A 23,048-nucleotide genomic window follows, 5' to 3' on the forward strand; every position below is an offset into this window, starting at 1 on the left:
CAAAAACGTTGTAAAGGAGAGAAATTAACTCATAATTAATTTTTTTTTACAATTTTTTAAAAACATGTTGCATTTTAATACATAATTATTATCTTGCGACACTAAATTTATTACCTACTAAAGTATGAAAATTAAGAAAATTATGGCTTTAAAAGTGTTAGTAGTATTAGCACTAGCATTAGGTTTTACTGGCTGTAGCAAAAAAGGAAACACTAAAGGTGGTTCTACTGCTACTGGATGGAAAATCAATGATAAAAAGGGAGGATTCCAGTTTAACGACAAGTTTAAGCAACAAGAAACGCCACCTGGAATGATTTCTATTGAAGGAGGTACCTTTACTATGGGTAAAGTACAAGACGACGTAATGCATGATTGGAATAATTCCCCAAATCAACAACATGTACAGTCTTTTTTCATGGATGAAACTGAGGTTACTAATAAAATGTATACCGAATTTTTATTTTGGATAAAAAATGTATTCCCTCCAACAGATGAAAACTATAAAAACATTTACAATGGAGTAATTCCAGATACATTAGTTTGGAGAAATCGTTTAGGATATAACGAAACTATGACTAACAACTATTTAAGACATCCTGCTTATGCAGATTATCCTGTAGTTGGAGTTAACTGGATTCAAGCTGTTGAATTTAGTAAATGGAGAACTGATCGTGTTAATGAAAATATTTTAGAGCGCGAAGGTTACCTTAAAAAAGATAACAAAATCAAATTAGGTTCTGACGTAACGGCTGAGAATTCTTTCAGTACTGAAACTTATATCAACACTCCTTCAAAAGCTTTTGGAGGTAATGAAGAAGTTGTATTGAAAAAAGAAATGGGTAAAGGAAGAAGACAAGCTGCAGATACTGCTAAAAACGTATATGCTCAAAGAAGTTCAGGTTTAATTTTACCTGAGTACAGACTTCCTACTGAAGCTGAATGGGAATATGCTGCAACTGCTTTAGTTGGAAACAGAGAATATAACATTTACAAAGGTCAAAAGAAATACCCTTGGAGTGGTCAATATACTCGTTCTGCTAAAAGACAATACAGAGGTGACCAATTAGCGAACTTCAAACAAGGTAAAGGAGACTACGGAGGAATTGCTGGATGGTCTGATGATGGTGCTGATATTACGAATAAAGTAAAAAGCTATGCTCCAAATGATTTCGGATTATACGATATGGCAGGTAACGTTGCTGAGTGGGTACAAGACGTTTACAGACCAATGGTTGATGACGAAGCAAATGACTTTAACTACTTCAGAGGTAACGTTTATACTAAAAATAAAATTGGTGAAGATGGTACTGTAGAATTAGTAACTTCTGAAACAATTACTTATGATACTTTGATTAACGGAAAAATTATCGCTAGAAACTTCCCTGGTCAAATCGCACAAGTTCCTGTTGATGAAAACGAAACATTCTTAAGAACTCAATTCTCAACTTCTGACAACAGAAACTATAGAGATGGTGATAGACAATCTACACGTTTCTATAAATTCAATGACTCTGAAGAAGGAGAAGGAGGAAGCGATGAAAAAAGAATGTATGAAGCTCCTAAACACTCTATCACTGCTGACAGTATAGGTAAAATGGTTAGAAAGTACGATACAAAAAGCAATGACAAAAGAACAACACTTGTTGATGATAACGTAAGAGTTTACAAAGGTGGTTCTTGGAGAGACAGAGCTTATTGGTTAGACCCAGCTTCAAGAAGATTTTTCCCTCAAGATATGGCAACTGACTACATTGGATTTAGATGTGCAATGTCTAAAGTTGGACCAAAATCTAAAAAGAAAAGTCCAAGAGGAAATCCAAAAAAATAATTTTCATACAAAATACTACACTAAGCCCTTTCTAATGAAAGGGCTTTTTTTTATCTTCGTTCGAGCAAAAATTACAACATGACAAGCATTAACCATTTACATACAAAATTTTTAGAATGTTCTTCTGTTAGCACTGACACAAGAAAAATTGAACTAAACAGTATGTTTTTTGCATTAAAAGGGGATAATTTTGATGCAAACACATTTACAAAAGAAGCACTAGAGAAAGGAGCAAAATACGTAGTAATTGATAATAAAGAATTTTATATTGACGAAAGAACTCTTTTAGTAGAAAACACATTAGATTCTTTACAAGAATTAGCAAAATTCCACAGAGCCTATTTAGGAATCCCTATAATTGCTTTAACTGGCAGTAATGGCAAAACAACAACAAAAGAATTAATTCATGCGGTGTTATCAAAAAAATACAACACTTTAGCAACTATTGGAAACTTAAACAATCACATAGGTGTTCCTTTAACTCTTTTACGTTTTAACAAAGAAACTGAGATTGGAATTGTAGAAATGGGAGCTAATCATCAGAAAGAAATAGAATTCCTTTGTAAAATTGCATCACCTGATTACGGTTATATAACAAATTTTGGAAAAGCACATCTAGAAGGTTTTGGCGGAACTGAAGGTGTAATCAAAGGGAAAAGCGAAATGTATGACTTTCTAAAAAACAACAATAAGGTAATTTTTGTAAATTTAGATGACTCCACACAAAACGAAAAAACAACTGGTTTAAATAGATTTAGCTTCGCTGTTAATACATCAAATACAGATGTAAAAATTTCAAGCATAAACGCAAATCCTATGGTTGAAATAGAATTTAATCACATAAAGATTCATTCGCATTTAATTGGAATCTATAATGCTAATAATATTAACGCAGCTATTACAATAGGAAAATACTTTAAAGTACAAGATGAACACATAAAAGAAGCAATTGAAAATTACATACCAGAAAACAATCGCTCTCAATTAATAAAAAAAGGAACCAACGAAATTATTTTAGATGCCTATAATGCTAATCCAAGTAGTATGGCAGCTGCAATAACTAACTTTTCGCAATTAAAAAATGACACTAAAGTAGCCATTTTAGGAGACATGTTTGAACTAGGCAATGAAAGCTTAATAGAACATAAAAAAATCGTAGAATTACTAAATAATCAAACAAACATTAAAACTTATTTTATTGGTAAAGATTTTTTCTCTAATAAATCTAATAATCCACATCATCATTTTTTTGAAGACTTTGCTTCATTTTCAAAATTCATAGAAGTAAATACCCCTACAAATAGCCTTTTACTCATTAAAGGCTCAAGAGGAATGGCATTAGAAAGAACATTAGAATTCATTTAAAAACAAATAGGTTGTATATTAAGTTGTGATTCTGTCAATTTGAAATTAATTCAGAAACTAATTTCGCAGATATTCCTTTATTTAGACAAGCCGAAACGAGTGCAGCTTGACAAGACTAATCTTTAAGAATACACTCTTTATATTACTGAAAGTATATTTTTTCAGGACGATACATTTCTTAATTGTTTTAAAACAAAAAAATCCCACATTTCTGCAGGATTTAAATTATGTGGGCGATATTGATTTAACTTCAAACCAAATGTTAGATTTTCTGTTTAATTTTTTAGAAAATGAATAAATAAATAAAAAAAACCTACCTTTTGATTAGGTGTTTTGGTGCGACTTGTGGGCAATAAGGGATTCGAACCCCTGACCCTCCCGATAAAATCGGGATGCACTGAACCTTTCTATATCGTTTTAAAACAAAAAAATCCCACATTTCTGCAGGATTTAAATTATGTGGGCAATAAGGGATTCGAACCCCTGACCCCCTCGGTGTAAACGAGGTGCTCTGAACCAACTGAGCTAATTGCCCCAATAAGATGCATTACTATTACCGTATTGCGAGTGCAAATATATAAAGAATATTTGTTTCTGCAAGTGTTTTTGAAAAAAAATTAAACAATTTCTGCAACAACAAACGTGCTCCCTCCTATGTATATAAAATCTGTTTTTTGAGCCAATAATTTCGCATTGATATAAGCTTCTGATACAGAATCATATACTTTACCAATCAATCCAAAATCATTAGCTTTCTTACCTAATTTATCTGCATCCAATCCCCTTGGTACATTTGGCTTACAAAAATAATATTTTGCGTTTTTTGGAAATAAAGGCAAAATAGAATCCAAATCCTTATCATTAACAACTCCTAAAACCACATGAAGAGCTTCAAAAGTATGCTTTTGAATTTGATCCAATACTATTTTTAAACCTTGACTATTATGAGCCGTATCGCAAACTGTAAAAGGTTGTGTATTTAAAATTTGCCATCTACCAAGCAATCCAGTATTTTGAATAACATTTTTCAATCCTAACTTAATCTGATTTTCTTCAATAATAAATTCAGTTTTCAATAAATCAATAGCTTGCAAAACCGTCTTTAAATTCTTTCTCTGATAATCGCCTAATAACACACATTCATAGGTTACTTCAGGATTATCTTGAGCAAAGTAAATTGGGGCATCTTCAATCTTCGCTTTATCCAAAAATACAGATTGGGTTTCTTCCTCATATTCTCCAATAACAACTGGAATATTTGACTTTATAATACCGGCTTTCTCAAATGCTATTTTTGACAATGTATTTCCTAAAAAATCGGTATGGTCAAAACCAATATTTGTAATAACAGAAAGTAAAGGAGTAATCACATTGGTTGAATCTAATCTACCTCCCATTCCAACTTCAATAATAGCAACATCAACTTGTTTTTTAGCAAAAAAATCAAAAGCAAGACCAACCGTCATTTCAAAAAAACTTAATTGATTAGCTTCAAAAAATGATTTATTATCAGCAATAAAATCGATTACAAAATCTTCAGATATCTTATCACCATTTATTCTAATTCGCTCTCGAAAATCTTTTAAATGAGGTGAAGTATATAACCCAACTTTATATCCAGCTTCTTGCAAAATAGAAGCTATCATAGAAGATGTAGATCCTTTTCCATTTGTTCCCGCAACATGAATCGATTTGAATTTAGCTTCCGGATTATGTAAATGATTCATCAACAATATAGTATTCGACAAATCCTTTTTATAAGCAGAAGCGCCCTGCATTTGATACATAGGCAACTGACTAAACATCCAATCTGTAGTTTCTTTGTACGTCATTTTAATAATTTGAAACGAATGGTTTAGGAATTCTTGCGGTCCATGTTCCCGCTATACATTACAATCCATGCTAACGCATTGGATTTTCATTACTATCGGGGTTAGTTAGTAAAATTATGGGATTTCTTGGCTAAAAACAAAAACAATATAACCAATTTGAACATCAGGAGCATTTTTGTCTTTATTCCACTTAAACATCTTAGCTTTATCAATACTTGCTTTAATCAAACAAGAAGAATTAGTCGTTGAACCACGTGATACTTGAGCCGTAATAACGCTTCCTTCCTTATTTACTTTAACTTGTATAACAACTTTACCTGTCTCCTCGCATTTTAAATCCGAAAAATTAAAATCTGATTTTTCAATAATTCTTCCGCTTAAATGATAATTTTTTTGACCAGTCGAAGTTTGATGAAAACTATTCGAATAAGTTGGCACACTAGCCTCACCTTTTCCATAACCATTACCATCTGAATTTTGTCCAAAAGTCATTATAGAAAACAAAACTAGAAAGTAAACTAATTTCATATTTACTCACCCACTTGAAAGTTAACAACCACAAAACCAATTTGAGTTTCAGGAGCATCAGCGTCAGGTTGCCATTTAAAAGTTTTTGCGGTTTCTAAAGCGGGATTTACTAGACAAGGATTAGTATTTGTTGTCCCTTGGGTTCTCTCTGCTTTTATAACATTGCCTTGACGATTCACCCAAATCTTAACCACTACTTTACCAGATTCATTACAATCTTGAATCTTTTTACTGTTACCTGATAATTTTCTACCAGTCAATCCCCAACCAGTTCCTTTACCAGTACCAATCCCATCTCCAGATCCATTACCATAAAAACTATTGGCATATAAACTACCATTAGGATTTCCTTTATCTCCACCTTCATTGTCAGGTCCATGACCTGCTTGGATTTTTCCGTCTTGTTTTGGACCTTTAATAATACTATTCAAAGCATTATTAGTAGGTTTAGTCGGCTTAGTTTCGGTAGGTTTTACAGGCTTTGGTTCAATTGGTTTCGTTTGTGGTTTTGGCTTTTCTGTTTTAGGCATGGTAACAGGTGCATCATCATCTTGAGTCAAAACATTATCTTCATCTGAAGGAGTTGGTTCTGTCTTAGCTTGATCAAGTGCTGATTGAACAGGTTCTGTTGGTTGAACATCACCACTTCCTGTGTCAGTAGTCCCAAAATTGACCGCAATTCCATTTTCAGGTGGCGGATCCATGTATTTTAAACCCATGAAGAAAAAAAACAACAAAAACAGTATTACAAATATTGCACTTGTAATAGCAAATGATTTTTTTTCTTCAGGAGTTTCTAAAAATTTCATCTCTGTTTATTTTGGATTAACAGCTACTACCATTTTAATTTGATTTCGATAAGCTATATCCATTACTTTAACTACTTTTTCGTGAGGTACTGATTTTTCAGCACGTAAAACAATGGATTTATTTTCAACATTAGCAAACAATGCTAATAATTGACTTTCCAAATCAGCTTCGTTCACTTTATCTTTATCAATAAAAAAATTCAAATCTTTATCTATACTAACAGAGGTACTTTTATTACTATCGGTTTTTCCTTTAGCTTTTGGCAACACTAAATCTAATGCATTAGTTGTTACCATTGTAGATGTTAACATAAAAAAGATTAACAACAAGAAAACAATGTCGGTCATTGACGACATATTAAATTCTGTAGAAACTTTATTTCTTGTTTTACCTAATTTCATTATACAGGTTCATTTAATAAGTCCAAGAAGTCAACAGCGTTAGCTTCCATTTGATTTACAACTTTATTGGTTCTAACAACTAAATGATTGTATCCAACATAAGCAATAATTCCCACAACTAAACCAACAACTGTAGTCGTCATTGCTGTATATATACCTTCTGCTAGTGCTCCAACTTCAATTTGACCACCACCACTGGCCATTTCATGAAAAGCAAGAATCATACCAAGAACTGTCCCAAGAAAACCAATCATAGGACCAGCACCAGAAATTGTAGCTAACATACTTGTATTTTTCTCTAACTTGTACAACTCTAAATTTCCTGCATTTTCAATTGCTGTATTTATATCTTCTAAAGGCTTCCCTATACGAGATATCCCTTTTTCAATTAATCTAGCTACTGGAGAATTAGTTTGAGCACATAACATCTTAGCCGCATCTATTTTACCGGACATGATGTTCATTTTAATATTGTTCATAAAATTAGCATCAATTTTAGAAGCTTTATTAATTGCCATTAACCTTTCAAAATACAAAAATAGCGCTGCAAACATAAGTAGAAAAAGAACTAACATAATAACCTGTCCTCCTATACCTCCACTTGTAAGCAAACTCCAAACAGAAAGTGTTTTTTCTGTTGGTTGTGCATCAGCAGCAACTTGACTTGCTACAGCTAAACTATCAGCTTGAAGAAATAAACTCATAATAATAATTGATTTGTATTAAAAAACGCAGAAAAATTTTAAATATTGTCTTAATGAGAATTCAATAAAAAATCTCTTAAAATAACAAACACGCCACTTCCTGCTAAAAATCCTAATAATGCTAATCCACCTATTTTTTTCAAATACCAAAAGAAATCGATTTTTTCCATTCCCATAGCCACAACACCAGCTGCTGAACCAATAATCAATATACTTCCTCCTGTACCCGCTGCATAAGCAATAAAATGCCACGCAGGTTCATCCATTCCGATTTGGAACATACCAATACTTGCCGCAACTAATGGAACGTTATCAATAATTGCAGAACCCGCACCTAATAAAAGCACTACTAAATCTGATATTTTAGTTGAAGCGTGTTCTGTTCCTAAATAAGGAACATTTGCTTCTAATGCACCAGCAAAATCAAACAACATTCCTAGAGATTCTAATGCAGCAACTGCCATTAAAATTCCTAAAAAGAATAACAAACTCGGCATTTCAATTTTAGATAAAGATTTATGTAGCGGACTATTGTGACTTATATCATGGTCTCCCATAGCCTTTCCAACTTTAAATCTCCTATTACTTAAATATTCAGCAACAGCTGAAACTACCGCTAAAGAAAGCATCATTCCAACATAAGGAGGCAAATGCGTTAAAGTCTTGAAAATTGGAACAAACAAAATTCCACCTAAACCAAGATAAAACATCAAAGCACTATTAGTAGAATTTGCATTGTCTTCAGTTATAATTTCATCAATGTTTCCTTTAAAAATAGCCATTCTAGAAGCTATTAATGTAGGCAAAGCATAACATACAATTGATGGCAATAAAACATGGATAATCAATTGAGAAGCTGAAACTTTATTTGCAATCCATAACATCGTAGTAGTTACATCTCCTATTGGAGACCAAGCCCCTCCAGCATTAGCAGCAATTACAATTAATCCCGCAAACCAAAGACGAGTTTCTTTATCACTTACAATTTTTTGTAAAATTGTAATCAATACAATTGTTGCTGTTAAATTGTCAATAATAGCTGATAAAACAAAAGCTAAAGTTGAAAACAACCATAACAATTTTATTTTACTCTTTGTTTTAATAAATGATTTTATCGTTGAAAATCCATCAAAATAGTCAATAATTTCAACAATAGTCATAGCTCCCATCAAGAAGAACAATATTTCTGCCGTCTTACCTAAATGATGTAATAAAACTCCTTCTACATGATGAGCTTCTTTACCTATACCTGGTATAATTTCATAAACCGGTAAATGATTAACTGCAATAATAGCCCATAATACAGCCATCATTCCTAAGGCAGGAATTAATTTATCTATTTTGAAAGTATGCTCCATTGCAATACCTAAGTATCCTAGAACAAATATTGTAACCAATAGGATTTCCATCGAAAAAAAATTATTTAATTATACAAGTTGTTTTAAAGCAATTTCAAAAGCTGTAGCACTAATATTCTTTTTATCAGCATTTAAATCATGTGCTTTTTGAATTGCATTTTTAATCGTATTTGAAGTATCCGAGAAAATAGCTTCGTCTGTCATTTGAACTTTTTTCTCCATGAAATAAGCAAAAACTCTTGCCATTCCACAATTAGCAATAAAATCAGGGATTAAGCTTACTTTTTTATCTGTTTCTTCCATAATAGGACCAAAGAAAATTTCTTTATCCGCAAAAGGAACATTAGCTCCACTAGAAATAACTTCTAAACCTGAAGCCACCATATTATCTACTTGCTCTTTTGTAACTAATCTAGAAGCAGCACATGGGGCAAATACTTGAGCTCCCATTGACCAAATCTTTTCATTAATTTCAGCAAATGGAATCATATTATCAGCAACTAATTTATTACCGTCTTTATTTAAAAATAATGTAGTGATTTCTTCAAAAGAAAATCCGTTTTCATTTATAACACCACCATCTCTATCGATGATTCCAACAACTTTAGCTCCCATTTGAGATAAATAAAAAGCTGCTGCTGAACCTACATTTCCAAAACCTTGAACAATGGCTTTTTTACCTTTAACATCACCTCCATAAATAGCATAATAATGACGAACTGCTTCTGCTACTCCATAACCAGTAATCATATCGGCTACTGTATATTTTCTATTTACATCTGGAGAAAAATTTGGATTTTCAATTACTTTAATAACACCTTGACGTAACTGTCCAATTCTATTAATTTTATCAGCTTCAGTAGGTTTGAAATGTCCATTGAAAACACCTTCCTGTGGATGCCAAACACCACAATCTTCAGTCATTGGAATAACTTCATGTATTTCATCTACATTTAAATCACCACCAGTTCCGTAATAATTTTTTAATAATGGAGAAACCGCTTTATACCATCTTTCTAAAACGCCTTTTTTTCTAGGATCATTTGGATCAAAATTAATTCCCGATTTTGCTCCACCAATTGCTGGTCCCGAAACTGAGAACTTAACTTCCATAGTTTTAGCTAATGAAAGTACTTCATTCATATCTAATCCTTTACGCATACGAGTTCCACCTCCAGCAGCACCTCCTCTTAACGAATTGATTACTGTCCATCCTTCTGCATCTGTTTCAGGATCTTTCCAATTAAAAACTATTTCCGGTTCTTTGTTCTCAAATTTTTTTAATAAATCTTTCATTGTGTTGGTTAAATTTTTTTGGTTTTACAAATATACATATTCTGTTTAAGCATAGAAGCTAAAAGTATTTTTTTTAGTTTTTTATAACATTTTATTGTACACTACTCCAGATGAATGATTTTTACAAGCCCCTGTTACTGAAGACAATACATTAATTTCATTTCTTAGTTTAAGAACTCCTAAAAAACCAAAAATTAATGCTTCTTTAAATTGTATAGTTTTATCATCTGGAATTACAATTTTTGTTGTAGGTAAATAATTACAGAGCCTATCAATCAAAAATCTATTATATGCACCACCTCCTGTTACTAATAAATTCGAATTTTGTTTAGAACAAATGTTTGCAATTTGAAGAGCAATATGTTCGACAAAAGTGCAAAGTTTATCTTTTACGTCGATTGAAAAGGAATGCATAATTGGGAAAATTTCCGCATTTACGAATTCAATTCCAAGTGATTTTGGATAAGGTGCTTTGTAAAAATCCAAATCATTTAATTTTCGCAATAAATCTTGATTTAAATTTCCAGATTTTGCAAGATTTCCAGCATCATCATAAAGAAAACCCAATTCATTCGCATAAAAATTTAAAACGGTATTTACTGGTGAGATATCAAATGCAATTCGTATTCCATTTTCATTAAATGACACATTAGAAAATCCGCCTAAATTCAGACAGTAATCATATTCCGAAAAAAGTAATTCGTCTCCTACAGGAACTAACGGCGCTCCCTGACCGCCTAATTTAACATCTTGCACTCTAAAATCACAAACAATTGTTTGATTTACTAAATCACGAATCAATGGCAGATTACCAATTTGAAGGGTAAATCCATTTTGAGGTTGATGTAAAATAGTATGGCCATGACTACAAACGGCATCGATTTCAATTAGATTATGTTTTGTAATAAAATCTGAAATTATAGAAGCTAAAAGTTTTGTATAACCGAAATTCAGTTCCTCTAATTCTGATGTGGTAAAATGAATAGCATTTTTCAATTTATTAAGCCATTCTTCAGAATAAGAAACAGTCTCAGATTGAAATATTTCAAACGACCAATGGTCTGTATAATTGAATTTTATGTAAGCTAAATCGACTCCATCTAATGATGTGCCCGACATAACTCCGATAACGTTGTAGTTTTCTTTAAACATGGGTTAAAATTACAAATTGTTATTGAAAATTTGGTAATTAATCTTTACATTTGGTTCCTGAAATTACAAAATAATCAAACATTACATCTAAATAATATGGATTTTAAATTAACCGAAGAGCATTTAATGATTCAGCAAGCTGCTAGAGATTTTGCTCAAACAGAATTATTACCTGGAGTTATTGAAAGAGATGAGCATTCAAAATTCCCTACAGAACAAGTAAAAATGATGGGAGAACTTGGGTTCTTAGGAATGATGGTTGATCCAAAATATGGTGGAGCTGGTTTAGATAGTTTATCATACGTTTTAGCAATGGAAGAAATTGCAAAAGTGGATGCTTCTGCAGCAGTTATCATGTCGGTAAACAACTCATTAGTTTGTGCTGGTTTAGAAAAATATGGTTCTGAAGAACAAAAAATAAAATACTTAACCCCTCTTGCTAAAGGAGAAAAAATCGGAGCTTTCTGTTTATCAGAACCAGAAGCAGGTTCAGATGCTACATCACAAAGAACGACAGCTATTGATATGGGCGACCATTATTTAGTAAACGGTACAAAGAACTGGATTACAAACGGTGGAACTGCATCAACATATTTGGTAATTGCTCAAACGGATGCTTCAAAAGGACACAAAGGAATCAACGTTCTTATCGTGGAAAAAGGAATGCCTGGATTTGAAGTAGGTCCAAAAGAGAAAAAAATGGGAATCCGTGGTTCTGATACTCATACTTTATTATTTAATGATGTAAAAGTTCCAAAAGAAAACAGAATTGGTGAAGACGGATTTGGTTTTGCTTTTGCTATGTCAACTTTAAACGGAGGACGTATTGGAATTGCATCTCAAGCATTAGGAATTGCACAAGGAGCTTATGAATTAGCATTGAAATATTCTCAAGAGCGTGTGGCTTTCGGAAAACCAATTTTCAATCACCAAGCAATCGCTTTCAAATTAGCGGATATGCATGTAAAAATTACATGTGCTAGATTGTTAATTCACAAAGCAGCTACAGAAAAAGACAATGGTGAAGATATTGCACATTCTGGTGCTATGGCTAAATTATATGCTTCTGAAATTGCTTTAGAAGTAGCAAACGATGCTGTTCAAATTCACGGAGGAAATGGTTACGTAAGCGAATACCACGTAGAAAGAATGATGCGTGATGCTAAAATCACTCAGATTTATGAAGGAACTTCAGAAATTCAAAGAATTGTTATTTCAAGAGGTTTAGTAAAATAGTTAAACCATAAATAAATAGAAATCCGACATCGAAAGAGTCGGATTTTTTTATTGGTATTCCTCCGCTTTAGCGAGTCGAGCTATCCGCCTCACTTTAGAAGAATTTTAAATAAGAGCACAAACAATTACTCCACCCGAGCTTGCGAACTGACGAAGTAATTCCTAACGCATAACTTGTTTATATTTAAAAATTATACTTTTCCAAGTCTGCTGCTAACGCTAGCTTCTCATTAAGTATATAAACAACAAAAACCACCTTAATTAGGTGGTTTTATATATTTAGAGTCCCATCGGGACGATCTATTGGTAACAAAAAACCCTTCATCATTCGATGAAGGCTTTTCAAAAGACTCGAGGACTATGTCCGACTGAGCGAAGCTAAAGGCGGCGACATACTCTCCCATCACGCCTAGGCGGACAGTACCATCTGCGCTGTCGTCCCGAAGTTTCGGGATTAACTTCTCTGTTCGATATCTTTAATTATTTTTTTTAAATTACATACAACAAAAAAGCCTGTCTATCTAGACAGGCTTTTCAAAAGAAAGGCGGCGACATACTCTCCCACATAACTGCAGTACCATCTGCGCTGTCGGGCTTAACTTCTCTGTTCGGAATGGGAAGAGGTGAGCCCCGACGCAATAACCACCTTAAGTTTTTAGTTAGTAGTTTCTAGTTTACAGTAGGGAGAAAACTCCAAACTCATAACTTTTAACTCCTAACTGCCACGCCATAGGCGGGCAAATATCTTAACATACTGAGATAAAAATAATTTAAAGAAAGTTTCGCTCCCCGCCTTAGCGGGGAGGCTTGTACATAAGCTTACGGGTTATTAGTACTACTCGACTATGACATTACTGCCTTTACATCTATAGCCTATCAACGTGGTCATCTTCCACGACCCTTAAAAGAAATCTCATCTTGTGGTGGGTTTCGCGCTTATATGCTTTCAGCGCTTATCCCTTCCCGACGTAGCTACTCTGCAGTGCTCCTGGCGGAACAACAGATACACCAGCGGTCAGTCCAATTCGGTCCTCTCGTACTAGAATCAGATCCACTCAAATTTCTAACGCCCACAGTAGATAGAGACCGAACTGTCTCACGACGTTCTGAACCCAGCTCGCGTGCCACTTTAATGGGCGAACAGCCCAACCCTTGGGACCTTCTCCAGCCCCAGGATGTGACGAGCCGACATCGAGGTGCCAAACCCCCCCGTCGATATGAGCTCTTGGGGGAGATCAGCCTGTTATCCCCGGCGTACCTTTTATCCTTTGAGCGATGGCCCTTCCATGCGGAACCACCGGATCACTATGCTCTACTTTCGTACCTGATCGACCTGTATGTCTCTCAGTCAAGCTCCCTTATGCCATTGCACTCTACGCACGGTTACCAAGCGTGCTGAGGGAACCTTTAGAAGCCTCCGTTACTCTTTTGGAGGCGACCACCCCAGTCAAACTACCCACCAAGCAATGTCCCCCGGTTTCGGGGTTAGGCCTCAGACAAGCAAAGGGTGGTATTTCAACAATGACTCCACAACGCCTAGCGACGCCACTTCACAGTCTCCCACCTATCCTACACATCACGTGTCCAAGGTCAATACTAAGCTATAGTAAAGGTGCACAGGGTCTTTTCGTCCCACTGCGGGTAAGCGGCATCTTCACCGCTACTACAATTTCACCGAGCTCATGGCTGAGACAGTGTCCAGATCGTTACACCATTCGTGCAGGTCGGAACTTACCCGACAAGGAATTTCGCTACCTTAGGACCGTTATAGTTACGGCCGCCGTTTACTTGGGCTTCATTTCAATGCTTCTCCGAAGATAACATCTCCACTTAACCTTCAAGCACCGGGCAGGTGTCAGGCCCTATACTTCATCTTACGATTTTGCAGAGCCCTGTGTTTTTGATAAACAGTCGCCTGGACCTCTTCACTGCGGCCAGCATTGCTGCTGGCGACCTTTCTCCCGAAGTTACAGGTCTATTTTGCCTAATTCCTTAGCCATGAATCTCTCGAGCACCTTAGGATTCTCTCCTCAACTACCTGTGTCGGTTTACGGTACGGGTACTTATAATCTGAAGTTTAGAAGATTTTCTTGGCAGCCTTTAGGTACACTATCTCGTTGTCCGAAGACTCTGAGTACTATCGCATTTCACCAGTCCCAGCGGATTTGCCTACCGGGCCTATAGCTAAGTGCTTTAACGAACTATTCCGTCAGTTCGCGGTACTTTCACCACTGCGTCTCTCCATCACAATTATAAGTAGTACGGGAATATTAACCCGTTGGCCATCGACTTCCCCTTTCGGGTGCGCCTTAGGACCCGACTAACCCGCAGCTGATTAGCATAGCTGCGGAAACCTTAGTTTTTCGGTGTGCGGGTTTCTCGCCCGCATTATCGTTACTTATGCCTACATTTTCTTTTCTAAACAGTCCAGCATGACTCACATCACACCTTCGACCCAGTTTAGAATGCTCCCCTACCACTTGTATTACTACAAATCCATAGCTTCGGTAGTATGCTTATGCCCGATTATTATCCATGCTCGTCCGCTCGACTAGTGAGCTGTTACGCACTCTTTAAATGAATGGCTGCTTCCAAGCCAACATCCTAGCTGTCTGGGCAGACAAACCTCGTTTTTTCAACTTAGCATACATTTGGGGACCTTAGCTGATGGTCTGGGTTCTTTCCCTCTCGGACATGGACCTTAGCACCCATGCCCTCACTGCTGGTAAACATTATATAGCATTCGGAGTTTGTCAGGAATTGGTAGGCGGTGAAGCCCCCGCATCCAATCAGTAGCTCTACCTCTATATAACTTATACCCAGCGCTGCACCTAAATGCATTTCGGGGAGTACGAGCTATTTCCGAGTTTGATTGGCCTTTCACCCCTACCCACAGGTCATCCGAAGACTTTTCAACGTCAACCGGTTCGGACCTCCACTATGTGTTACCACAGCTTCATCCTGCCCATGGGTAGATCACACGGTTTCGCGTCTACCATTACTGACTAAAGCGCCCTATTCAGACTCGCTTTCGCTACGGATCCATACCTGAAGTACTTATCCTTGCCAGCAACGGTAACTCGTAGGCTCATTATGCAAAAGGCACGCCGTCACCCCACGAAAGGGCTCCGACCGCTTGTAAGCGTATGGTTTCAGGATCTATTTCACTCCGTTATTCACGGTTCTTTTCACCTTTCCCTCACGGTACTGGTTCACTATCGGTCTCTCAGGAGTATTTAGCCTTAGCGGATGGTCCCGCCAAATTCACACAGGGTTTCACGTGCCCCGCGCTACTCAGGATACCACTATTCTTATCTTCTCTTACTCATACGGGACTATCACCCTCTCTGGTTAACCTTTCCAGGTTATTCCGATTCAATCCGCAAGAAATCTCGTGGTCCTACAACCCCAGCATTGCCATAACAACACTGGTTTGGGCTAATCCGCGTTCGCTCGCCACTACTTACGGAATCACTTTTGTTTTCTTCTCCTCCGCCTACTTAGATGTTTCAGTTCAGCGGGTTTGCTCACCTATCGGTGTACTATGTCTTCAACATAGTGGGTTGCCCCATTCGGATATCTACGGATCAATTCGTGTGTGCCAATCCCCGTAGCTTTTCGCAGCTTATCACGTCCTTCTTCGCCTCTGAGAGCCTAGGCATCCCCCATACGCCCTTATTTTGCTTATGTGCCGCCTATTTCTATTTGCATAAAAATAGGACTTTCTTTATAAATACGTGATAAATCACGCATCTACTGTACTTTCTACTTTTTAAATGTATTGTATCTCAATATGTCAATGAACTTTTTTCCTTTCGGAATCGTGGAGAATATCGGAGTCGAACCGATGACCTCCTGCGTGCAAGGCAGGCGCTCTAGCCAGCTGAGCTAATCCCCCGTTTTTTTAGTGTTCAGTTAACAGTTATCAGTTAACAGTACTTCAAACGGCTACTCAACCTCTAAAATTTCCTTTAAACAAACTTAAAAAAGTAGTCCCGGGCAGACTCGAACTGCCGACCCCTACATTATCAGTGTAGTACTCTAACCAGCTGAGCTACGAGACTCTGTTTTCTTTGCTTATTCTTATTTTTTAAATTAACAGCGAGAGTAATATTTCCCTTTCAACCAAAACCTTGCGGCTCAAATCTTCTCTAGAAAGGAGGTGTTCCAGCCGCACCTTCCGGTACGGCTACCTTGTTACGACTTAGCCCTAGTTACTAGTTTTACCCTAGGCAGCTCCTTGCGGTCACCGACTTCAGGCACCCCCAGCTTCCATGGCTTGACGGGCGGTGTGTACAAGGCCCGGGAACGTATTCACCGGATCATGGCTGATATCCGATTACTAGCGATTCCAGCTTCACGGAGTCGAGTTGCAGACTCCGATCCGAACTGAGATAGGTTTTGTAGATTCGCTCCTGCTCGCGCAGTGGCTGCTCTCTGTACCTACCATTGTAGCACGTGTGTGGCCCAGGACGTAAGGGCCGTGATGATTTGACGTCATCCCCACCTTCCTCACAGTTTACACTGGCAGTCTCGTTAGAGTTCCCGACATGACTCGCTGGCAACTAACGACAGGGGTTGCGCTCGTTATAGGACTTAACCTGACACCTCACGGCACGAGCTGACGACAACCATGCAGCACCTTGTAAATTGTCCGAAGAAAAAACTGTTTCCAGTCCTGTCAATCTACATTTAAGCCCTGGTAAGGTTCCTCGCGTATCATCGAATTAAACCACATGCTCCACCGCTTGTGCGGGCCCCCGTCAATTCCTTTGAGTTTCACACTTGCGTGCGTACTCCCCAGGTGGGATACTTATCACTTTCGCTTAGCCACTCAACTTGCGCCGAACAGCTAGTATCCATCGTTTACGGCGTGGACTACCAGGGTATCTAATCCTGTTCGCTCCCCACGCTTTCGTCCATCAGCGTCAATCCATTGTTAGTAACCTGCCTTCGCAATTGGTATTCCATGTAATATCTAAGCATTTCACCGCTACACTACATATTCTAGTTACTTCACAATAATTCAAGCCTTACAGTATCAATGGCAGTTCCATCGTTGAGCGATGGGCTTTCACCACTGACTTATAAGGCCGCCTACGGACCCTTTAAACCCAATGATTCCGGATAACGCTTGGATCCTCCGTATTACCGCGGCTGCTGGCACGGAGTTAGCCGATCCTTATTCCTACAGTACCGTCAAGCTCCCACACGTGGGAGGGTTTCTTCCTGTATAAAAGCAGTTTACAATCCATAGGACCGTCTTCCTGCACGCGGCATGGCTGGTTCAGTCTTGCGACCATTGACCAATATTCCTCACTGCTGCCTCCCGTAGGAGTCTGGTCCGTGTCTCAGTACCAGTGTGGGGGATCTCCCTCTCAGGACCCCTACCCATCATCGTCTTGGTAAGCCGTTACCTTACCAACTAACTAATGGGACGCATGCTCATCTTGTACCGTTGGAACTTTAATATAACCAACATGCGAAGGTTATATACTATGGGGCATTAATCCAAATTTCTCTGGGCTATTCCCCTGTACAAGGTAGATTGCATACGCGTTACGCACCCGTGCGCCGGTCTCAAAGGAGCAAGCTCCTTCTACCCCTCGACTTGCATGTGTTAGGCCTGCCGCTAGCGTTCATCCTGAGCCAGGATCAAACTCTTCATCGTATATTGTTTTGATAGTATTAACTATCTTGTTTTATTCGATTCAAGTCGCTAGGTTGTTTTCAATTTACTCGAAAAATCTTACTCTCTCTTATTTTCAAAATTACATCACTGTAATTTTGTGCTGTCAATTCAATATGTCTATGAACGTGTCATTCTTTTTTTAATCTCGCCACTGTTTCAGTTAGCGGGTGCAAAAGTACAACTCTTTTTTAATCTGGCAAGCTTTTTTGAAAAAATTTTTTGATTATTTTTTCCTGACCACTCACTCATTATTTTTAAGAACTTGTACATCCCGATTCTTTCGTTTCGGGTCGGCAAAGATACTACCTTTACTTTTTATTATCCAAATCTTTTTTTAACTTTTTTTAAAAGTTTTTTTGATTTGTTTAATACCCCAGTTTGTGTGTGAACTTCTGCTCTAATGCGGGTGCAAAAGTAGAAATCTTTTTTGTTCCCACAAGGCTTTTTTATTCTTTTTTTGTTCTTTTTTTTCATGTTTTTCTTAACGTTCTGATAATAAGGATTTAATATAGGAATTTTTTTTACATCCCCCTTGCCCCCTTCAAAGGGGGAATGCTTTCTATGGGGTATTTGTTTGTTAAACATATAAGTCAGATAAGTTTTATTTACTTATATATAGTATAGGAAAAGTTCATAAAAGTGGGTTGGCGGGTAGATAAATTAGATGCAACATCCCCCTAACCCCCTTCGAAGGGGGAATTCTTATACATATATAGTGTAATTATTCTGTTGTGATAGCTTAACTGCGTTAAGCAATAGCTTACTTCGTAGGAGATTCCTACTTCGACAGAATGACAGAACAAGGGCAAGAACAAGAACAAGTTCAATGGCAAGGACAATTATTTTCACTTCGCTCAAATGTTAGCCTACTTGAGTAGGAGATTTCTCGTGAACTCGAAATGACATAATGGTTTTAAAAATGAAATAGTCTTCTGGAATACAATACGTCTTCTCTAGCCCCGATGGGAGTGGCATCCTTTTACAAACCTGACAGGTTTGTAAAAGATATAGCGGACAGCGGGACAAATAGTTTTATGAAATGCTAAATGACTGCTTCTAGAAATTAATCGAAACGAATTGCTTTTACTGGAGATATCTTTGTGATAATGTAAGACGGAATTAATAACACCAACAAACAAACGATTACGGTTCCGATATTTAATAATGCGATGTGGAGTAAATTGATACTTACTGGCGCTTCGTTTACGTAGTAATTTTCGGGATTGAGTTGGATTACGCCGAAGAATTTTTGAATTACTAATAAAGAAATAGCAATTAGATTCCCCCAAAATAGTCCTCGGGCGATTAAATAAAAAGCGTTGTACAGGAATATTTTTCGGACATTCCAATTGTTAGCGCCCATGGCTTTTAGAATTCCGATCATTTGGGTGCGTTCTAAAATTAGAACTAATAGTGCGACTACCATGTTGATAGTAGCTACTACAATCATTACAATTAGAATGACCAAGATATTAAAATCGAACAATTTTAGCCATTCGAAAATACTGTAATACTTTTCTTCGATGGTGATACTATTATATGTAGGCGGAATTTCTTTGTAAACTTCCTCTCCTTTTTCTTTGATTTTTGAAAAATCGTCTACGAAAACTTCGAATGCTCCGACTTCTGTTGGTTGCCATTTATTGATGAGTTGCACGTGGCGAATATCACCTATTATATAAGTAGCATCGAATTCTTGAAAACCTGAGTTGAAAATACCGGTAATTAAGAAGTTTCTTTTATTTGGAAGTTTTCCGTTGTCTTTCATAAAAAAAGTCAGAAACTTATCGCCTACCTTTAATTGTAGACGCTTTGCTAAGTATTCCGAAATCAAAACTTCGGTATTTAATTCGGACTTTAGATTTGGGATTTTACCATTGACTAAATATTCTTCCAGATTGGTGAAATTATAATCTTTTCCAACACCTTTATATATGATGCCTTCGAAAGCTTTTTCTGTACGTATAATTCCGGCTTTGCTTGCCACGGCTTGTACATGACTGATCCCATCAACATTTTTGAACTTAGGATAAAAACTCTGATTGATAGAAATAGGTTCGGTAGTGACTTGCGATTGATTATCGTCGAAATTAGAAATAATAATATGTCCGTTGAAAGCAGAAACTTTCTCGCGAATTTTATCTTGAAGTCCTACACCCGTAGCCACTGCCATAATCATCATAATAATTCCGATGGCAATTGCCGTAATCGCAATTTTTATAATTGGCGAAGAAATACTACTTTTATAACTTTTAGCAGCAATTAGTCTTTTGGCTATGAAATATTCTAAATTCAAGGTTTTAAAAATTATAATTAAGGCAAATATACATAAAGTTTTTGCCACAGATTACACCAATTTACACAGATTAAAAATAGTTATGAAATACAATATATACCGAATTACAACATTAATTGGCTTACTAATACTTTCCATTTCGTGTGGAACTAGCAAAAAGGCGATTCCGCAGGTAAAACCGAGTACTGATAATGTAACTTTGACTTCTTCTTCAAAAGATGTCACTTTTAAAACCGGAGCCGAAAACTTTGAAAGTTATTTGCCGTTATTGAAAGATAAACGTGTTGGAATAGTTACAAATCAAACAGGAATTCTTTCGAAAGAGAAACATTTGGTTGATTTTTTAATCGAACAAAACATTAATCTTCAGAAAATTTATGCACCTGAACACGGTTTTAGAGGAACCGCTGATGCTGGCGAATTAATCGTTGATGGAAAAGATACCAAAACGAATTTGCCGATTATTTCTCTTTACGGAAACAACAAAAAGCCAAAACCTGAGCAATTAGAAGGAATTGATATCTTGGTTTTTGATTTACAAGATGTGGGCGCGCGATTTTACACTTATATATCTTCGTTGCATTATGTGATGGAAGCTTGCGCTGAAAACAATATCCCACTTTTGGTTTTAGACCGACCAAACCCGAATGGAACTATTATTGATGGTCCGATTTTAGAAAAGGAACATAAGAGTTTTGTTGGGATGCATGAAATTCCAGTTTTGCATGGCATGACGATTGGTGAATACGCAAAAATGATTAACGGAGAAAAATGGCTGAAAGATAGTTTGCAATGCAATTTGAAAGTAGCGCCTTGTTTGAACTATTCGCACGATATGAAATATAGTTTGCCTGTGAAACCTTCTCCAAACTTACCAAATGATCAATCGATTAATTTGTATGCGAGTTTGTGCTTTTTTGAAGGCACGAATGTAAGTTTAGGTCGCGGTACTGAAAAGCAATTCCAAATTTATGGTTCGCCTTTTTTACCTGAAAGTGAGTTTGATTTTAGCTTTACTCCGAAACCGAATTTTGGAGCAAAAGACCCAGTTCATAATGGAAAAGTATGTTTTGGCGAAGATTTAACCGAAATTAGAAAGGTACATCGATTAGAATTAAAATGGTTATTGAAAGCTTACGAAAACACATCAGACAAAACCGTTTTCTTCAATGATTTCTTTACCAAATTAGCCGGAACCAAAAAACTCCGCGAACAAATTGAAGCCGGAATGACCGAAAAAGAAATTAGAAAAACCTGGCAAGAAGGTTTGGAGCAGTTTAAGGAAGTGAGAAAAAAGTATTTGATTTATGAATAGAAGAAAATAGAGAAAAGATGAAAGAGAAAAGACTACTAATTTTATTTCTATTAATATTTTCAGGTTGTTCAAAAGAAAACAGAACGATTTCTTTTGATGATTGGAATAATCAAATAGTTAGCCAATTGAATAAAACTGATTCTTCAATCTATAAACAAGAAGAATTAAAGAACAACATTGATTTTCTTTTAGAATTTAGAAAAGATATCGCTAAAGAAATTGACAAATTAAAATCTAAAGAAGAATTTTCAAGTTTTGTCGTTTACGAAAATTATAACTGTGAGTTTAATCCAAAAGACACTGTTCAAATTGATATACCATTTACCAAAAACAAATTTTATTATAACATATTTATTATTTCCGATAAAGAAAATTATTCATTTGAATTGAGAAGATTTTCAGAAAATAAAAATCTAAAATTCAACAAACAAAGAATCGAAAATAAAGATGAATACTTAGAACATTTAAATCCAGAAAACATTGGAACTAAAAAGACAAAATATCTTTTGAATAATTTTTCCGTAACTTCAAAAATTACTTGTAATGGAAATGAATTAAAAATAGAAGTTATCTCAACAAGATTAAACTAAACTTTTGAGATTCCTAACGGAATGACAAGATTACGAAAACTGAACACTTTCAACTGAAAACTGAACACTCTTAAAGAGGCAACTTCTCCTTCATTTTCTCCACAATATTAAACGCTGCTGGGCAAATTGCCACATTTTTCAAGGTTAAATCTGAGATTTGTTGAAATTTCTTTCTGTCAGTATGTGGGAATTCTCGGCAAGCTTTTGGGCGGACATCGTAGATAAAACATTTGTTGTCGCTGTCTAAAAACGTACACGGTACACTTTTTAAAACATAATCGTTGTCTTCATCAATGCGAAGATATTGTTCAATAAATTGCTGTGGTTTTTGTCTGAAACTTTTCGAAATTCGTTCAATATCGGCCGATGTAAATAACGGCCCAGTTGTTTTGCAACAATTGGCACACTCCAAACAATCCGTTTTTTTGAATTCGGCTTCGTGTAAATCTTGCATTACATAATCCAAATTCTTAGGTGTTTTCTTTTTTAGCTTGTCAAAATACTTTTTGGTTTCGTTATGCGTATCTTTGGCAAGTTTTCCGAGTTCGTTTAAATTTGGCTTTAGCATGAATTAATTTGTTTCAAGTTTCAGGTTTCAAGTTAAGTCACTTTATGTTTTTTTTATAAACGAAAACCGACTAAAGG

The 23,048-nt window shown here is 36.2% G+C and carries 16 protein-coding genes, 3 tRNA genes and 3 rRNA genes; 5 read left to right on the forward strand and 17 right to left on the reverse strand.

Going from position 1 to position 23,048, the window contains the following annotated elements; translation table 11 throughout:
• Nucleotides 1-124 precede the first annotated feature (124 nt).
• Nucleotides 125-1,828, forward strand: coding sequence for a gliding motility lipoprotein GldJ (gldJ, locus tag LOS86_RS11890; protein ID WP_231842300.1), 1,704 nt, complete (start codon nucleotides 125-127; stop codon nucleotides 1,826-1,828).
• 78 nt (nucleotides 1,829-1,906) lie between these two features.
• Nucleotides 1,907-3,193, forward strand: coding sequence for a UDP-N-acetylmuramoyl-tripeptide--D-alanyl-D-alanine ligase (locus tag LOS86_RS11895; RefSeq protein WP_231842301.1), 1,287 nt, complete (start codon nucleotides 1,907-1,909; stop codon nucleotides 3,191-3,193).
• A gap of 460 nt (nucleotides 3,194-3,653) precedes the next feature.
• On the opposite strand, the gene LOS86_RS11900 is transcribed toward LOS86_RS11895, so the two are convergent.
• The 9 genes from LOS86_RS11900 to LOS86_RS11940 all read right to left on the reverse strand — a co-directional run bounded on the left by LOS86_RS11900 (nucleotide 3,654) and on the right by LOS86_RS11940 (nucleotide 11,274).
• Nucleotides 3,654-3,728 (reverse strand) — tRNA-Val (locus tag LOS86_RS11900).
• Nucleotides 3,729-3,810: 82 nt separating this feature from the next.
• Nucleotides 3,811-5,025: a bifunctional folylpolyglutamate synthase/dihydrofolate synthase gene (locus tag LOS86_RS11905; protein WP_231842302.1), complete on the reverse strand. Its 1,215-nt coding sequence runs from the start codon at nucleotides 5,023-5,025 to the stop codon at nucleotides 3,811-3,813.
• A gap of 114 nt (nucleotides 5,026-5,139) precedes the next feature.
• Nucleotides 5,140-5,553 (reverse strand): energy transducer TonB, encoded by a 414-nt coding sequence (locus LOS86_RS11910; protein WP_231842303.1) that lies wholly within the window; start codon nucleotides 5,551-5,553, stop codon nucleotides 5,140-5,142.
• Between the two features lie 2 nt (nucleotides 5,554-5,555).
• Entirely contained in the window at nucleotides 5,556-6,362 is an 807-nt protein-coding gene (locus LOS86_RS11915) for an energy transducer TonB (RefSeq protein WP_231842304.1), read from the reverse strand.
• Nucleotides 6,363-6,368: 6 nt separating this feature from the next.
• Nucleotides 6,369-6,764 carry an ExbD/TolR family protein gene (locus tag LOS86_RS11920; protein ID WP_231842305.1) on the reverse strand — a complete coding sequence of 132 codons (396 nt, stop codon included), beginning with the start codon at nucleotides 6,762-6,764 and terminating at the stop codon, nucleotides 6,369-6,371.
• Nucleotides 6,764-7,468: a MotA/TolQ/ExbB proton channel family protein gene (locus tag LOS86_RS11925; protein WP_231842306.1), complete on the reverse strand. Its 705-nt coding sequence runs from the start codon at nucleotides 7,466-7,468 to the stop codon at nucleotides 6,764-6,766. The genes LOS86_RS11920 and LOS86_RS11925 overlap by 1 nt, the downstream gene beginning before the upstream one ends.
• 50 nt (nucleotides 7,469-7,518) lie before the next feature.
• Nucleotides 7,519-8,877, reverse strand: coding sequence for a sodium:proton antiporter NhaD (nhaD, locus tag LOS86_RS11930; protein WP_231842307.1), 1,359 nt, complete (start codon nucleotides 8,875-8,877; stop codon nucleotides 7,519-7,521).
• A gap of 18 nt (nucleotides 8,878-8,895) precedes the next feature.
• Nucleotides 8,896-10,122, reverse strand: a complete 1,227-nt coding sequence (locus LOS86_RS11935; protein ID WP_231842308.1) for a Glu/Leu/Phe/Val dehydrogenase dimerization domain-containing protein — start codon at nucleotides 10,120-10,122, stop codon at nucleotides 8,896-8,898.
• Between the two features lie 81 nt (nucleotides 10,123-10,203).
• Nucleotides 10,204-11,274, reverse strand: coding sequence for an anhydro-N-acetylmuramic acid kinase (locus tag LOS86_RS11940; protein WP_231842309.1), 1,071 nt, complete (start codon nucleotides 11,272-11,274; stop codon nucleotides 10,204-10,206).
• A 96-nt stretch (nucleotides 11,275-11,370) separates the two neighbouring features.
• On the opposite strand from LOS86_RS11940, the gene LOS86_RS11945 reads away from it, so the two are divergent.
• Nucleotides 11,371-12,510: an acyl-CoA dehydrogenase gene (locus tag LOS86_RS11945; RefSeq protein WP_231842310.1), complete on the forward strand. Its 1,140-nt coding sequence runs from the start codon at nucleotides 11,371-11,373 to the stop codon at nucleotides 12,508-12,510.
• Nucleotides 12,511-13,050: 540 nt separating this feature from the next.
• On the opposite strand, the gene rrf is transcribed toward LOS86_RS11945, so the two are convergent.
• The 7 genes from rrf to LOS86_RS11980 all read right to left on the reverse strand — a co-directional run bounded on the left by rrf (nucleotide 13,051) and on the right by LOS86_RS11980 (nucleotide 20,498).
• Nucleotides 13,051-13,160, reverse strand: a 5S ribosomal RNA gene (rrf, locus tag LOS86_RS11950).
• A 159-nt stretch (nucleotides 13,161-13,319) separates the two neighbouring features.
• A 23S ribosomal RNA gene (locus tag LOS86_RS11955) occupies nucleotides 13,320-16,200 on the reverse strand.
• A 134-nt stretch (nucleotides 16,201-16,334) separates the two neighbouring features.
• Nucleotides 16,335-16,408 (reverse strand) — tRNA-Ala (locus LOS86_RS11960).
• Nucleotides 16,409-16,500: 92 nt separating this feature from the next.
• A tRNA-Ile gene (locus LOS86_RS11965) sits at nucleotides 16,501-16,574 on the reverse strand.
• Between the two features lie 91 nt (nucleotides 16,575-16,665).
• Nucleotides 16,666-18,181 (reverse strand): 16S ribosomal RNA (locus tag LOS86_RS11970).
• The 16S, 23S and 5S rRNA genes sit together here with 2 tRNA genes alongside, the layout of an rRNA operon.
• A gap of 339 nt (nucleotides 18,182-18,520) precedes the next feature.
• On the reverse strand, nucleotides 18,521-18,787 hold the full coding sequence (locus LOS86_RS11975) for a hypothetical protein (RefSeq protein WP_231842311.1): 267 nt from the start codon (nucleotides 18,785-18,787) through the stop codon (nucleotides 18,521-18,523).
• A 478-nt stretch (nucleotides 18,788-19,265) separates the two neighbouring features.
• On the reverse strand, nucleotides 19,266-20,498 hold the full coding sequence (locus LOS86_RS11980) for an ABC transporter permease (RefSeq protein ID WP_231842312.1): 1,233 nt from the start codon (nucleotides 20,496-20,498) through the stop codon (nucleotides 19,266-19,268).
• 82 nt (nucleotides 20,499-20,580) lie between these two features.
• On the opposite strand from LOS86_RS11980, the gene LOS86_RS11985 reads away from it, so the two are divergent.
• Both LOS86_RS11985 and LOS86_RS11990 read left to right on the forward strand, forming a co-directional pair.
• The gene (locus tag LOS86_RS11985; RefSeq protein ID WP_231842313.1) at nucleotides 20,581-21,813 is read left to right on the forward strand and encodes an exo-beta-N-acetylmuramidase NamZ family protein; all 1,233 of its coding nucleotides are present in this window, start codon (nucleotides 20,581-20,583) and stop codon (nucleotides 21,811-21,813) included.
• Between the two features lie 17 nt (nucleotides 21,814-21,830).
• Entirely contained in the window at nucleotides 21,831-22,403 is a 573-nt protein-coding gene (locus LOS86_RS11990) for a hypothetical protein (protein ID WP_231842314.1), read from the forward strand.
• Between the two features lie 70 nt (nucleotides 22,404-22,473).
• On the opposite strand, the gene LOS86_RS11995 is transcribed toward LOS86_RS11990, so the two are convergent.
• On the reverse strand, nucleotides 22,474-22,971 hold the full coding sequence (locus LOS86_RS11995; RefSeq protein ID WP_231842315.1) for a YkgJ family cysteine cluster protein: 498 nt from the start codon (nucleotides 22,969-22,971) through the stop codon (nucleotides 22,474-22,476).
• Between the last annotated feature and the right edge of the window lie 77 nt (nucleotides 22,972-23,048).

The sequence above is a fragment of the Flavobacterium cyclinae genome, assembly GCF_021172145.1.
GTDB classification, from domain to species: Bacteria; Bacteroidota; Bacteroidia; order Flavobacteriales; family Flavobacteriaceae; genus Flavobacterium; species Flavobacterium cyclinae.

What these genes read in the sequence shown, in the direction of transcription:
- gldJ (WP_231842300.1), top strand. Translation starts at nt 125, where the DNA reads ATGAAAATTAAGAAAATTATGGCTTTAAAAGTGTTAGTAGTATTAGCA.
- LOS86_RS11895 (WP_231842301.1), top strand. Translation starts at nt 1,907, where the DNA reads ATGACAAGCATTAACCATTTACATACAAAATTTTTAGAATGTTCTTCT.
- LOS86_RS11905 (WP_231842302.1), bottom strand. Translation starts at nt 5,025, where the DNA reads ATGACGTACAAAGAAACTACAGATTGGATGTTTAGTCAGTTGCCTATG.
- LOS86_RS11910 (WP_231842303.1), bottom strand. Translation starts at nt 5,553, where the DNA reads ATGAAATTAGTTTACTTTCTAGTTTTGTTTTCTATAATGACTTTTGGA.
- LOS86_RS11915 (WP_231842304.1), bottom strand. Translation starts at nt 6,362, where the DNA reads ATGAAATTTTTAGAAACTCCTGAAGAAAAAAAATCATTTGCTATTACA.
- LOS86_RS11920 (WP_231842305.1), bottom strand. Translation starts at nt 6,764, where the DNA reads ATGAAATTAGGTAAAACAAGAAATAAAGTTTCTACAGAATTTAATATG.
- LOS86_RS11925 (WP_231842306.1), bottom strand. Translation starts at nt 7,468, where the DNA reads ATGAGTTTATTTCTTCAAGCTGATAGTTTAGCTGTAGCAAGTCAAGTT.
- nhaD (WP_231842307.1), bottom strand. Translation starts at nt 8,877, where the DNA reads ATGGAAATCCTATTGGTTACAATATTTGTTCTAGGATACTTAGGTATT.
- LOS86_RS11935 (WP_231842308.1), bottom strand. Translation starts at nt 10,122, where the DNA reads ATGAAAGATTTATTAAAAAAATTTGAGAACAAAGAACCGGAAATAGTT.
- LOS86_RS11940 (WP_231842309.1), bottom strand. Translation starts at nt 11,274, where the DNA reads ATGTTTAAAGAAAACTACAACGTTATCGGAGTTATGTCGGGCACATCA.
- LOS86_RS11945 (WP_231842310.1), top strand. Translation starts at nt 11,371, where the DNA reads ATGGATTTTAAATTAACCGAAGAGCATTTAATGATTCAGCAAGCTGCT.
- LOS86_RS11975 (WP_231842311.1), bottom strand. Translation starts at nt 18,787, where the DNA reads ATGTTTAACAAACAAATACCCCATAGAAAGCATTCCCCCTTTGAAGGG.
- LOS86_RS11985 (WP_231842313.1), top strand. Translation starts at nt 20,581, where the DNA reads ATGAAATACAATATATACCGAATTACAACATTAATTGGCTTACTAATA.
- LOS86_RS11990 (WP_231842314.1), top strand. Translation starts at nt 21,831, where the DNA reads ATGAAAGAGAAAAGACTACTAATTTTATTTCTATTAATATTTTCAGGT.
- LOS86_RS11995 (WP_231842315.1), bottom strand. Translation starts at nt 22,971, where the DNA reads ATGCTAAAGCCAAATTTAAACGAACTCGGAAAACTTGCCAAAGATACG.